This window comes from Stenotrophomonas sp. TWI819 (genome assembly GCF_039673075.1).
Classification (GTDB): domain Bacteria; phylum Pseudomonadota; class Gammaproteobacteria; order Xanthomonadales; family Xanthomonadaceae; genus Stenotrophomonas; species Stenotrophomonas rhizophila_B.
In genome coordinates this window covers 1-12,913 of record NZ_JBDJKY010000019.1, presented here as the reverse complement: position 1 = coordinate 12,913, position 12,913 = coordinate 1, and the positions used below count along the sequence as shown (strand labels likewise).

The window sequence follows — 12,913 nt, the reverse complement described above, 5'->3', positions numbered from 1 at the left end:
CTGGGTACGGGTTGGTCACAGCGTTCCGTTGTACGCGCGCTGTTGCAGGGCCACTAACAGAGCATCGAATTGCCCAGCTTGAGCCTGCAGCGTCGCTTTATGCTTCAAGACTCTCTCTGCAATCCGAACGAACTGCTGCTGCTGCATCATGGATGGGTACAAGACTCTGGTTTCCCTCACCATCGAGAGGTTCAGATTCTTCTGACGCACCCCACGCTGCAACCGTTTGTAATGCTCCTTTCCAAATTGAAGCAAGTAATAGACATACAGCGTCTCTACCTTATCCGCACACAGCTTTGAGAACGCAATTGCCTGGTTGCATGCGCTGGAAATCGTCGAAATGCTCGACTTGAATGCCGCAGTATCATACATTCCCAGCATCAATGTGCCAGGCGCCATCAGCTTTGCGCTACTGGCTCGTAGTGCATTGGAAGAGATATGCTCCGCACTTTTATGTACATAGACATCATTCAACTCGCCGGACGTATACCAAGGGATATCCCCCTCGAAATTATCGGCATCGCTTCTTGAGGGAGTTCCGCCGCTACTCCATTCGCCAAGGTCGCCCAGGCGCACCATCTCAAGTCCTTTCGGATTTGTAGCCGGATCTCCAAACATCTCAAAGAACACCGACTTGAGCAGCAGATCGAGCTTTGCGATGGCATCGGTACGTTTGGAGCGCACCGCATCGGCCTTGTCCAAGATCCCCGCAATCCGGCGTTGCTCAGGAAGCGATGGCAACGGAACAAACAGCTCTTTTAGGAACTTGTAGTGTCGACTGTAACCAGCGTCAGGGAGTATGACCTGACGAAGGTAGTGGTATAGATACTTGGAATCGCAGTCCTTGTTTGCCTTCAGGACTTTTATGCCATCGGCACCCATCGCGAACGGGAAATCTATGAACTTAATTGCTTTGGTGTGATCGCCAAAGACAATGACAGGCAGCTCTGAGCTCTTGAATCCACTGGCTGAACTATCCGTATATCCAGCGATGAAGCTCTTCCCTTGATCAACAATTGGCAAATCCCCGCTCGACAAAAATTCCGATTGGGCAACTTTGGCATTTCCCCCAGATACGTCACGGACAAGAGCTGAGAACGGGAGATGCTTCATCATCACTGCAGCATCCCTTCCAGTTCTTCCATACCACGCATGATATCCGCCTCCAGAGACTTCAGTTCCGCCATGATCTGATGCGGCTCGTCGCACTGCATGACCTCATGCACCACCTTCTTGTAGCGATTGATTGAAAGGTCGTAGCCATGGCCTGCAATCTCGGTCTTCGGCACAAGAAAACTCTGGTCGGTACGTAGTCGGGTCACTTCCGCTTTGCGATCTTTCCAGCGATTGAAGACGTCAGGCAAGTTGTTCTGCTCATGCTTGTCTACGTCCAGCGGATTGCGCTTGTCATCCAGACTGTAGCCATCGGCCCGCATGTCATAGAACCAGACGTTGTCAGTACCGCCGCTGTCAGTCCGCGTGAACAGCAGGATGGCGGTGGAAACGCCCGCATACGGGCGGAACACCCCCGACGGCATGGACACAATGCCATCCAGGCGCTGTTCCTCCACCAACATCCGACGTAGTTCCTTGTGCGCCTTGGACGAGCCGAACAGCACGCCATCGGGCACGATCACCGCCGCGCGGCCACCGGGCTTGAGCAGCCGCAGGAACAGGGCAAGGAACAGCAGCTCGGTCTTTTTGGTCTTGACGATCTGCAGCAGGTCCTTGGCGGTGCTCTCATAGTCCAGGCTGCCGGCGAACGGCGGATTGGCCAGGATCAGGCTGTACTGCTCAGCCACCTTGGCATGGCCTTCGCTGAGCGAATCACGGTTTTCAATGCTGGGCTGTTCGATGCCATGCAGCAGCATGTTCATCGCGCCTACGCGCAGCATGGTGCTGTCGAAATCGAAACCGTGGAAGGTGTCCTGGTTGAAGTGGCGTGCAGCCTTCCTGTCCTTGTAGATGGCCTCGCGGTGGTGCTGCTGCAGGTACTCGGCCGCCGCCACCAGAAAACCGGCGGTGCCGCAGGCCGGGTCGCAGATCACGTCATCGGCGGTCGGTGCCATCATCTCCACCATCAGCTTGATGATGTGGCGCGGCGTGCGGAACTGGCCGTTGGTGCCTGCGCTGGCGATCTTGCCGAGCATGTACTCGTACAGGTCGCCCTTGGTATCGCGGTCCTCCATCGGCACGTCGTCGATCATGTCGACTACCTTTGCCAGCAATGCCGGGCTGGGAATGGTGAAACGCGCATCCTTCATATGCCGAGCATAGGCCGACTCGGCGCCATGCCCGCCAAGCGCCTTGATGAACGGAAATACCTCATCGGCGATGACCCGGTACAGCTCGGCCGGATCACCCAACTCCTTGAACTTCGACCAGCGCAGCTTCTGCTGGCGCTTGTTGAAGATGGGGTCTTCGACATCCTTTCTGGTGCGTGCTGCCTGCCTCTCGCGACGCGTCTGTTCTTCATCCAGGCGCTTGATGAACAGCAGGTAGGTCATCTGCTCGATGACCTCCATGGGGTTGGAGATGCCGCCGCTCCAGAATGCGTCCCAAATGCGGTCGATCTGGGATTTGAGGTTGCCTGTGATCATGTCGTACAGCTTTTCCGTTCGATGCTTCGATGAAGATGCCTGGAATGGCGGGGCAGGAGCGCCACCTCATTCTTTTGACGTCTGTTCGTGAGCGATGCGCGCATTGCTTGGCAAGCTCAGGACACCGCTGATAGAAGAACAGAATACGCGGTCGTGCTCCCTGCCGAACAGGGTGACGCGAGCTTCATCCGGCGTGCAACATCGGTCCGATCTACGCAAAAGCCCGGCCTGCCCCGGACACGACCACGCCGGTCTTGATCTGCAGGGGAGCTCCGGACAGGGTTCAATAGACGCCCCCTTGACCATCGCCCGCCTTCGGCCTACCTTGTGCTCGCCGAAGGTATCCATCTCTTCATGCAGATGAATGGATGGATTTAAACGGGAATCCGGTGAAGGCGCATCCCGCGCCCATTCCGGAGCTGCCCCGCAGCGGTGAATGGAAACGACTCCTGCCAACAGCACTGGGCCCCGGCCTGGGAAGCGGCAGGTACTAGGTGGGCGCCTGCGCCCGTGTCCATCAGCCCGAATACCGGCCCCGGCCGGAGGACATGACCGTCCTCCGATTCGACCTGGAACGTCCGCGGGGAGGTTGCCGGGGCCTGCCGCCATGCCGCCTGCCTGGCGCTGCCCCCGTGCGTCCGCTTCACGGCATCCGGTTCGCCCGCGGGGGCGAAGGTCGCTGGCGGGGCGGAACGGGCTGCAAGGCCTCGGACGGCGCGCGGTTCCTTCGTTCCTCAATGCCCCTACGCAATGAGGACACGTTCCAATGACCACTGTTACCAACCTGGGTTTTCCGCGCATCGGCGCCAAGCGCGAACTCAAGCGCGCGCTCGAAGCCTTCTGGTCCGGCGAAAGCACCGCCGCGTCGCTGCAGGACACCGCGGCCGAGCTGCGTGAACGCCACTGGCAGCTGCAGCGCGAGGCCGGCGTGGATGTGCCGCCGAGCAACGACTTCAGCCTGTACGACCAGGTACTGGATGCGGCCTTCCTGTTCGATGCGATCCCGGCCCGCTACCGCGCGCTCGCCGATGCCGAGCCGCTGAGCGGCTACTTCGCGATGGCGCGTGGCCTGCAGCGCGATGGCATCGACCTGCATGCGCTGGAAATGACCAAGTGGTTCGACACCAACTACCACTACCTGGTGCCCGAACTGCATGCTGGCCAAGCCTTCGCGGTGCGCGGCGACAAGCCGCTGGCCGAGTACCGCCAGGCCAAGGCACTGGGGATCGAGACCCGTCCGGTGCTGATCGGCCCGGTGACCTTCCTGCGGCTGTCCAAGACCACCGATGGCAGCAACGCGCTGGACCTGCTCGATGCGCTGCTGCCGGTGTACGTGCAGTTGCTGGGCGAACTCAAGGCCGCCGGCGCGGCGTGGGTGCAGCTGGATGAGCCGCTGCTGGTGCAGGACCTGGACGAGGCCACACGTGCGGCCTTCGAGCATGCCTACGCGGTGCTGTCCCAGGCTGCCCGCCCCAACGTGCTGGTGGCGACGTACTTTGGTGCGCTGGAGGACAACCTCGCCCTTGCCGCCTCGCTGCCGGTCGATGGCCTGCATGTGGATCTGGTCCGTGCGCCGGAACAGCTCGATGCGGTGATCAAGGCGCTGCCGGCCGGTCGCGTGCTGTCGGCCGGCCTGGTCAACGGCCGCAACATCTGGCGCACCCATCTGGACAACGCCCTGGTGCTGGCGCGCTACGCGCACGGCCATGTCGGCAGCGATGCGCTGTGGCTGGCGCCGTCGTGTTCGCTGCTGCATACCCCGGTCGATCTGGACCACGAAAAGAAGCTCGATGACGAACTGCGCAGCTGGCTGGCGTTCTCCAGGCAGAAGCTCGGCGAGCTGCGCGTACTGGCCGACGCGATCGATGCACCCGCGCGTGCCGAAGCACCGCTGGCCCATGCGCGTGCGTGCATCGAGTCGCGCCGTCGTTCGCCGCGCGTGCACAACCCGGCCGTCGCCGCGCGTCTTTCCTCGCTGACCCCGGCCGATGCACAGCGCCACAGCCGCTACCCGCAACGCCACCTCGCCCAGGCCGCCGCGCTGAAGCTGCCGCGTTTTCCGACCACCACGATCGGTTCGTTCCCGCAGACGCTGGAGGTGCGTGAGGCGCGTGCCCGCAACAAGTCCGGCAAGCTCTCCGATGCGGACTACGATGCGTTCCTGGCGACCCAGACCGAGCACTGCGTGCGCGTGCAGGAACAGATTGGACTGGACGTGCTGGTGCACGGCGAGTTCGAGCGCAACGACATGGTGGAGTACTTCGGCGAACAGCTCGATGGCTTTGCCTTCACCAAGAACGGCTGGGTGCAGAGCTACGGCTCGCGCTGCGTGAAGCCGCCGGTGATCTTCGGCGATGTGACCCGTCCGCAGCCGATGACGGTGCGCTGGTCGCAGTACGCGCAGTCGCTCACCCAGCGGCCGATGAAGGGCATGCTGACCGGCCCGGTGACGGTGCTGCAGTGGTCGTTCGTGCGCGATGACCAATCGCGGGCGGACACCTGCCGCCAGATCGCGCTGGCGCTGCGCGATGAAGTGACCGATCTGGAAGCGGCCGGCATCGGCGTGATCCAGATCGACGAGCCGGCGATCCGTGAAGGCCTGCCGCTCCGCCGTGCCCAATGGCGCGAGTACCTGGACTGGGCGGTGGAAGCGTTCCGGATCAGCGCCAGCGGCGTGCGCGATGCGACCCAGATCCACACGCACATGTGCTATTCCGAGTTCAACGACATCATCCACTCGGTGGCTGCGATGGACGCGGACGTGATTTCGATCGAGACCTCGCGCTCGCGCATGGAGCTGCTGGATGCCTTCGTGCGCTTCCAGTATCCCAACGAGATCGGCCCGGGCGTGTACGACATCCACTCCCCCCGCGTACCCGACAAGGCCGAGATGCTGGCGCTGCTGCGAAAGGCCGCCGAGGTGCTGCGCCCGGAGCAGATCTGGGTCAACCCGGATTGCGGCCTGAAGACCCGTGGCTGGCCGGAAACCCGTGCCGCGCTGGAAGCGCTGGTGGCCGCCGCGCGCGAACTGCGCGAGGAAACCGCCGACGCCAACGCCGCCTGATCCGACCCTTGTAGACAGCCCCAAGGACCCCATCGCCGCCGTTGCCGGCGGTGGGGTCGACGAGAAACGCATGAACCCGCATGACCTGACACCGATCGACCGCCCGACCCTGTCCCTTCCCGACGGCCACACCAAGCTGCTGCTGCACTCGTGCTGCGCGCCGTGCTCGGGCGAAGTGATGGAGGCGATCACCGCCTCCGGCATCGATTACACGATCTTCTTCTACAACCCCAACATCCACCCGGTGAAGGAATACGAACTGCGCAAGCAGGAGAACATCCGCTTCGCCGAGAAACATGGCGTGCCGTTCGTCGATGCTGACTACGACACCGACAACTGGTTCGCCCGCGCCCGCGGCATGGAGAACGAACCCGAGCGCGGCATCCGCTGCACGATGTGCTTCGACATGCGTTTCGTGCGCACTGCGCTGTACGCGCACGAGAACGGCTTTGCGGTGATCAGCAGCTCGCTGGGCATCTCGCGCTGGAAGGACATGAACCAGATCAACGATTGTGGCCACCGCGCCGCCGCACACTACCCGGGTATCCAGTACTGGGATTACAACTGGCGCAAGGGCGGCGGTGCCGCGCGGATGGTGGAGATCAGCAAGCGCGAGCAGTTCTATCAACAGGAATACTGCGGCTGCGTGTACTCACTGCGCGACGCCAACCGCCACCGTCGCGAGACCGGCCGCGAGCGGATCAAGCTGGGCGTGCTGTACTACGGCGACGGGACCTCGAAGCAGGGCGACGCCGACTGACCGTTGCGGGGGCGTCGGCTAGACTGGGCGCCCCCACCGCCGTGAAGCCGCCATGCACCGTTACCCCGCCGATGTCGCGTTGGTCGTGATCGACCTGCAGCCGGACTTCATGCCCGGTGGCGCACTGGCCTGCGTGGACGGCGATGCGATCGTGCCGGACATTACGGCGCTGCTGGCCGAGCGCCGGTATGCCACCGTGGTGGCGACCCAGGACTGGCACCCGGCCGACCACGCCTCCTTCGCCAGCCAGCACCCTGGGCATCTCCCGTTCGAAGCGATCCTGCTGCACGCCCAGCCGCAGACCCTGTGGCCGGACCACTGCGTACAAGGCAGCGACGGCGCCGTGCTGCATCCGGGCGTGGACTGGACGGTGGCCGACCTGATCCTGCGCAAGGGCACGCGCCAGCAGGTGGACTCCTACAGCGCGTTCCGTGAGAACCATGGCCCTGACGGCACCCGCCCCGCGACCGGCCTGGCCGGCTGGCTGCATGAGCGCGGCATCCGCGAGGTGCATGTGTGCGGCCTGGCGCGCGACTACTGCGTGCTGTGGAGCGCGCAGGACGCGGTGAAGTCCGGGTTCCGGGTCAAGTTCCATTGGGCACTGACCCGGCCGGTGACCGAGGCCAATGACGGCATGGTGCGTGAGGCGTTGGCCAAGGCGAAGATCGCGGTCATCTGACCGGCGAACCCGGGCGCCTGCCAGAAAGCGTACCGACCAACGGTCGGTACCTACCGGATCAAAGAACGATCGTCTGGTGCCGGCCGTGCGCTGGTAGCGTCGTACCCACCAACGGTGGGTACCTACCGGTCAGCGGAACACGACGGTGCGATGCCCGTTGCGCAGGATCCGATGCTCCACATGCCGCCGTACCGCGCGCGCCAGGACCTGGGATTCGGTATCGCTGCCCAGCCGCACCAGATCGCGCGGCGTCATCGCGTGATCCACACGCGCCACGTCCTGCTCGATGATCGGGCCTTCGTCCAGATCCGGGGTCACATAGTGCGCAGTGGCGCCGATGATCTTGACCCCGCGCGCGTGCGCCTGGTGATACGGCTGCGCGCCTTTGAAGCTGGGCAGGAAGCTGTGGTGGATGTTGATCGCGCGCCCGGCCAAGGCCTCGCACAGTCGCGGCGACAGAATCTGCATGTAACGCGCCAGCACCACCAGGTCGATCTGCTCGCGTTCGACCAGGTCGATGATCTGCTGCTCCTGCACGGCACGGTTGTCCGCGTTGACCGGCAGGTGATGGAACGGCACGCCGTAGGACCCAGCCAGGGCAGCGAAATCCTCGTGATTGGAGGCCACCGCCGCGATGTCCACCTGCAGCTGCCGGCTGTGCGCGCGGAACAGCAGGTCGTTGAGGCAATGCCCCTGCTTGCTCACCAGCACCAGCAGGCGCGCACGGCGGCGGGCGTCATGCAGCTGCCAGTCCATGCCGAACTCGGCGGCCAGCGTGGCCATGCAGGCTTCCACGTCGCCCAGCGACTGCTCGGCGGCACGGTCGAAATGAACGCGCAGGAAGAACCGGCCGCTCTCGTCGTCGCCGAACTGCTGGGCATCGAGGATGTTGCAGCCCAGCTCGAACAGCAGGCCGGACACACGGTAGACGATCCCGGTACGGTCCGGGCATGAGAGGGTGAGGATGGAATCGGGGCGCATCCTTTCAAGTGTAAAGGAGCGCCCGGATCCGCGGCACGGTTGCTCTCACCTGCAACCATTCGGCAAGGCCATCCGGGTTACCGCGGCGGATGCACCGTCCACGCCACCAGCCGCATCACCACCGGGCGCACCATGAGCACGCAACAGAACGCGGTCGGCATCGCCAACTGGTAGGCGCCAAGCACGCGCGCGGGGTAGTCCGCGCCCACGCCGGCATTGGCGGCCGTGATCACCAGGCACATCAGCATGGCCATGATCGAGGCCATGAAGAAGGCGAACACGAATGGGGTAGCGCGGGCGCCGAGCTTCCAGCGGCGCATCGCCACAGCCTGGGGAGCGGTCATGCGTAGGGTTCCTTTGATCAGGCAACCAGCGGTTGCGGGACCGGCACGATAGCCAGCGCCCGGAAAGCCTGGTAGACCGCGCCGGCTTGGCGCTTTATAAAGCAATTCTTTGCAATGACCATGGAAAATGGCCTTCAGCATGAACATTCTCCAGTCAATCCGCAGTTTCATCCGCACCGCCGATGCCGGCAGCCTGGCCGCGGCCGCGCGGACGCTGGGCATCAGCCCCGCCGCGGTCGGGCAGAACATCGCCCGGCTCGAAGCCCACCTCGGCGTGCGCCTGCTCAACCGCACCACCCGCCAGCTCGCGCTGACCGAGCGCGGCGCGGTCTATCTCGCCCAGGTGCGCCACATCGAGCGTGATCTGCAGCGGGCACAGGCCGCCGTGACCGATCTGGATGCCACGCCCGAAGGCCGGCTGCGCATTGCCAGCAGCGCGGCTTTCGGCCGTCATGTGCTGGCGCCGCTGATGCCCGCATTGCAGGCACGCTATCCACGGCTGGCGATCGAACTGCTGCTGGCCGACCGCAGCGTCGACCATGCGCACGAAGACGTGGACGTAAGCATCCGCATCGAACCGCAGCTGGAAGAAGGCCTGGTCGCACGGCCCATCGCGCAGGTGCCGTTCGTGGTCTGCGCGGCACCGTCGTATCTCGCGCGTGCCGGCATCCCGCTCACGCCAGAGGCGCTGCGCGAGCATCGCTGCCTCTTGTTCCGTTATCCGCTGGATGGGCGCTACCTGCGCTGGGGTTTCGTGCGCGACGGCATGCGCTTCGATGCCGAGGTGACCCCGGCACTGGCCAGTGATGACATCGACGCGCTGGCCGCGATGGCGGTGGCCGGTGGCGGCATCACCCGCCTGGCAGCGTTCGTGGCCGCGCCCTATCTCGCGCGCGGCGAACTGCAGGCGTTGTTCGAACCCGGCGATGCGCAGAGCACCCAGGCCTCACCGGAGCCGATGCGGTTGTTCCTGTGCGTCAGCGATCGCCGTGATCTGACGCCCAAGGTGCGGGCGCTGATGCAGCACATCATCGAGGGGCTGCCGCCGGCGTGGCGGGTGCACGTCGGCTGAGTGCAGGGTCACCCGGATGCCGGCCAGCGGCCGGCACTCCCGTCAGCGTGTCAGCGTTCCGGCGCGATGAACACACCGCGGGCTTCACGCGGTTCGCAGCGCAGGTACTGCGGTGCCGGAGCGACCGAATCGCCCAGTGCCGCGGCGGCATGCCACGGCCAGCGCGGGTCGTAGAGGATGCCGCGGGCCAGCGCGATCGCATCGGCATGACCATGGCGCAGGATCGATTCGGCCTGCGAGGGCTCGGTGATCAGGCCCACGGCGATGACCGGCATGCGCAGCTTGTGCGCCTTGATCACCTGCGCGAACGGTACCTGGTAGCCCGGCGACAGCGGAATCTGCTGGCGCGGATCATTGCCACCGCTGGAAACGTGCAGGAACTGGCACCCGCGCGCGTCCAGCACGTGCGCCAGGGTCGTGGTCTGCTCGATATCCCAGCCGCCGGCCACCCAGTCGCTGGCGGAGATGCGCACACCCACCGCGATGCGATCGGAGACGGCCTCGCGCACGGCGTCGAACACGCGCACCAGCAGGCGCATGCGGTTTTCCAGCGAACCACCGTAGTCGTCCTCGCGGCGGTTGCTCAGCGGCGACAGGAACTGGTGCAGCAGGTAGCCGTGCGCGGCATGCAGCTCGATCAGATCCATGCCGACGCGTTCGGCGCGACGGGCCGCAGCCGCGAAGGCCTCCACCACGGCATCGATACCGGCCAGGTCCAGTTCGGTCGGCGTCGGATCGGTCTTGGCGAACGGCAGTGCGGACGGCGCGACCGTGGGCCAGGCGCGCGGATCGGACGGGTCCATCGCACCGCCGCCTTCCCACGGCTTGTTGACCGACGCCTTGCGCCCGGCATGGCCCAACTGCACGCCCAGCGGCATCGGTGACCACTGCTTGACCGAGGCCACGACCGAGGCCAGCGCGGCTTCGGTGGCGTCATCCCACAGACCCAGATCGGCCCAGCTGATGCGCCCTTCCGGCAGCACGGCAGTGGCTTCCAGGATCAGCAGGCCGGCACCGGACTGCGACAGCTGCCCGAGATGGATGCGGTGCCAGTCGTTGGCAAGGCCATCGACGCAGGAGTACTGGCACATCGGCGCGATCACGATGCGGTTGGGCAGGGTCAGCGGGCCGAAGGGGATGGAGGAGAAGAGCTGGCTCAAGGGGGGAACTCGGGAAGAGGAAATGGAACCGGACGCCATTGCACTCCTGTGCGGCGGCGGAGGCAACCGTGCCAATGGATCAGTGTTTCGTAGCGGCTCAGGCGGCGGCGGTTCCCGGCAGCAGGAAGGCCAGCGCCTCGGCGCAGGATTGGTCGACTTTCAGGCTCAGCAGCGCGTCGGCGCGGGTAAGGCCACGGTTGAGCGCAGCGATCGGCACCCCGGCCTGCGCGGCCGCCTGCACGAAGCGGAATCCGGAATAGACCATCAGCGAGGAACCGACCACCAGCACCGCATCGGCCCGCTGCAGATGGTCGTGAACGGTGGCGACCCGCTCGCGCGGCACGCTTTCACCGAAGAACACCACGTCCGGCTTGAGCACGCCGCCGCAGGCCCGGCAGGCCGGCACCTGGAAAGCGGAGAAATCCATCTCCAGATCGGCATCGCCGTCGGGCGCCTGTCCTGCCTCCAGATGCTCCCAGCCGGGGTTGAGCGCCAGCAGCCGGTGCTGGAACGCCTCGCGCGAGGTGCGTGCTTCACAGCCCATGCAGCGCACCTGGTCCAGCCGCCCATGCAGATCGATCACCGCCTCACTCCCCGCCCGCTGATGCAGGCGGTCGACATTCTGGGTGAGCAGCAGCTCGACCTGGCCCCGGGCTTCCAGTGCGGCGAGCGCGGCGTGCGTGCCGTTCGGCTGGGCCCACCCGAACCGGGGCCAGCCCAGCAGGCTGCGCGCCCAGTAGCGCTGGCGCGTGGCCAGCTCACCCATGAAAGCCTGGTAGGTGACGGGCGGGCTGCGCTTCCACTGGCCATCGGCATCGCGGTAATCCGGGATGCCCGAATCGGTGCTGCAGCCCGCGCCGGTCAGCACGAACAGGCGCTGGGCGCGGTCGATGAACTCAGCGAGAGGTGTGCTCATGATCAGCAGATGGGGGCGCAGGCGCGGAGAGGCAATCGCGGGCCGCTTACGGACCCGGGATGTCACCCGGCAGCGACGGGACGCTGGTCGGATGGCCGTCGGCATCCAACGCGATCATCACGAAGTGCCCGCGCGTGCACAGCTTGCGCTCACCGGTGTGGAGGTCTTCGGCGATCAGTTCGACCTCCACCTTCATCGAGCTGCGGCCCACTTCCACGATGCGGCCGACGGTCTCCACCATCTGGCCGATGCGGATCGGCAGCTTGAAATCGACCTGGTCCGAGCGCGCGGTGACCACGGTGCGGCGCGAGTAGCGGGCGGCGGCCAGAAACGCCGCCTTGTCCATCCATGCCAGTGCCTGGCCACCGAACAGGGTGCCCAGGTGATTGGTGTGGTTGGGGAACACAATCTCGGCCATACGGACTTCGATGGGCGGGATGGTCTCAGGGATGGGGGTCATGGCGTGGGCCGGGAGTCTTGTGGGGTGGCGCGGATGATACGACAGGGGGTGGTTGGACGCGTAGAGCGCTCTTGGCGCATTTATCTCTATCGGTTCGAGGAGGTCGGGGGCCCCTTTGCTGGACGCGCCGTAAATCCCGCTCCGCGGCCCGGCCCAGCCGCCGGCGGCTGTGCGTTCGAACGCATGCGAGGCAATACCTCGCAGGCAATGCGTTCTCACCCATGTAGGCTCGTAAGCGGCATCCATGCCGCTTAACGGTCCTGCAAAGGGGCCCCCGACCTCCTCTGGATAGTGTGTCGTTGCGCGGTGGGGAGAGCAGTTCCAGCGGATGCTTACGCGACGTGGTGTGGGGAAGGAAGAGCAGCCGAGCATGGCTCGGCTCTACCCAACGTGTGATAGGAAGGCATGCCACGACAGTAGAAGCCATCAGAAGCAAAGTGCCTTTCCAACCGCACTGGGAGATCCGTGAGAAGTGACCCGGGCAGGCGAATGCAGGACCGTTGGGGCCGCATGGATGCGGCCCACGAGCCCACACGGACGTGTTCACGGCGGGTCCAGCATTCGCCTGCCCGGGTCACTTCCACTCGCAGCATCCGGACGCCAACGCTCTTGCTTCAATGCTTCAATGCTTCAACGCTTCAACGCTTCAACGCTTCATCGCTTAATCGCTTCATCGCTTAATCGCTTCATCGCTTAATCGCTTCATCGCTTCATCGCTTCATCGCTTCATCGCTTCATCGCTTCATCGCTTCAGCGAGTAAAGCGGTGACCCGTCCTGCCATAGGTTGACACCTGTGGCGGATGTAGAGGCCGCCGTCAGGCGGCCAAGGACGCCCGATGCACTGCATCGGGCGTCTGCATTTTAAGGGACAGATGT

The 12,913-nt window shown here is 64.7% G+C and carries 11 protein-coding genes and 1 riboswitch; of the genes, 4 read left to right on the top strand and 7 right to left on the bottom strand.

The genetic code is table 11. From position 1 onward, the window contains the following. Positions 1 to 15: 15 nt before the first annotated feature. Together ABE463_RS17805 and ABE463_RS17800 are read right to left on the bottom strand one after the other, a co-directional pair. Positions 16 to 1,113, bottom strand: coding sequence for a restriction endonuclease subunit S (locus ABE463_RS17805; protein WP_346469061.1), 1,098 nt, complete (start codon positions 1,111 to 1,113; stop codon positions 16 to 18). Between the two features lie 2 nt (positions 1,114 to 1,115). Continuing rightward, positions 1,116 to 2,600 (bottom strand): class I SAM-dependent DNA methyltransferase, encoded by a 1,485-nt coding sequence (locus tag ABE463_RS17800; protein ID WP_346469060.1) that lies wholly within the window; start codon positions 2,598 to 2,600, stop codon positions 1,116 to 1,118. A gap of 321 nt (positions 2,601 to 2,921) precedes the next feature. Next, positions 2,922 to 3,153: riboswitch (cobalamin riboswitch) on the top strand. Between the two features lie 213 nt (positions 3,154 to 3,366). On the opposite strand from ABE463_RS17800, the gene metE reads away from it, so the two are divergent. The 3 genes from metE (at position 3,367) to ABE463_RS17785 (ending at position 7,103) form a co-directional block, all read left to right on the top strand. Then, a complete protein-coding gene (gene metE, locus ABE463_RS17795; protein WP_346469059.1) occupies positions 3,367 to 5,664 on the top strand; it encodes a 5-methyltetrahydropteroyltriglutamate--homocysteine S-methyltransferase in 2,298 nt (765 codons plus the stop codon). A gap of 70 nt (positions 5,665 to 5,734) precedes the next feature. Beyond that, the gene (locus tag ABE463_RS17790; RefSeq protein WP_121044311.1) at positions 5,735 to 6,424 is read left to right on the top strand and encodes an epoxyqueuosine reductase QueH; all 690 of its coding nucleotides are present in this window, start codon (positions 5,735 to 5,737) and stop codon (positions 6,422 to 6,424) included. A gap of 52 nt (positions 6,425 to 6,476) precedes the next feature. After that, on the top strand, positions 6,477 to 7,103 hold the full coding sequence (locus tag ABE463_RS17785; protein WP_346469058.1) for a nicotinamidase: 627 nt from the start codon (positions 6,477 to 6,479) through the stop codon (positions 7,101 to 7,103). A 129-nt stretch (positions 7,104 to 7,232) separates the two neighbouring features. Here ABE463_RS17785 and purU read toward each other — a convergent pair whose 3' ends face one another. Further along, a complete protein-coding gene (gene purU / locus ABE463_RS17780; protein WP_346469057.1) occupies positions 7,233 to 8,084 on the bottom strand; it encodes a formyltetrahydrofolate deformylase in 852 nt (283 codons plus the stop codon). A gap of 77 nt (positions 8,085 to 8,161) precedes the next feature. Continuing rightward, positions 8,162 to 8,428 carry a DUF2798 domain-containing protein gene (locus ABE463_RS17775; protein ID WP_123731102.1) on the bottom strand — a complete coding sequence of 89 codons (267 nt, stop codon included), beginning with the start codon at positions 8,426 to 8,428 and terminating at the stop codon, positions 8,162 to 8,164. Positions 8,429 to 8,567: 139 nt separating this feature from the next. Between ABE463_RS17775 and ABE463_RS17770 the strand changes: the two genes are divergently transcribed. After that, positions 8,568 to 9,500 carry a LysR family transcriptional regulator gene (locus tag ABE463_RS17770; protein ID WP_346469056.1) on the top strand — a complete coding sequence of 311 codons (933 nt, stop codon included), beginning with the start codon at positions 8,568 to 8,570 and terminating at the stop codon, positions 9,498 to 9,500. A gap of 50 nt (positions 9,501 to 9,550) precedes the next feature. Here ABE463_RS17770 and ABE463_RS17765 read toward each other — a convergent pair whose 3' ends face one another. The 3 genes from ABE463_RS17765 to ABE463_RS17755 are packed head-to-tail and all read right to left on the bottom strand — an operon-like array spanning position 9,551 to position 12,036. Next, on the bottom strand, positions 9,551 to 10,699 hold the full coding sequence (locus ABE463_RS17765) for an NADH:flavin oxidoreductase/NADH oxidase (protein WP_346469055.1): 1,149 nt from the start codon (positions 10,697 to 10,699) through the stop codon (positions 9,551 to 9,553). Between the two features lie 58 nt (positions 10,700 to 10,757). Next, positions 10,758 to 11,576, bottom strand: coding sequence for an NAD-dependent protein deacetylase (locus ABE463_RS17760; RefSeq protein WP_346469054.1), 819 nt, complete (start codon positions 11,574 to 11,576; stop codon positions 10,758 to 10,760). A 46-nt stretch (positions 11,577 to 11,622) separates the two neighbouring features. After that, complete coding sequence (locus tag ABE463_RS17755; protein WP_019184839.1) at positions 11,623 to 12,036, bottom strand: acyl-CoA thioesterase; 414 nt, start codon at positions 12,034 to 12,036, stop codon at positions 11,623 to 11,625. Between the last annotated feature and the right edge of the window lie 877 nt (positions 12,037 to 12,913).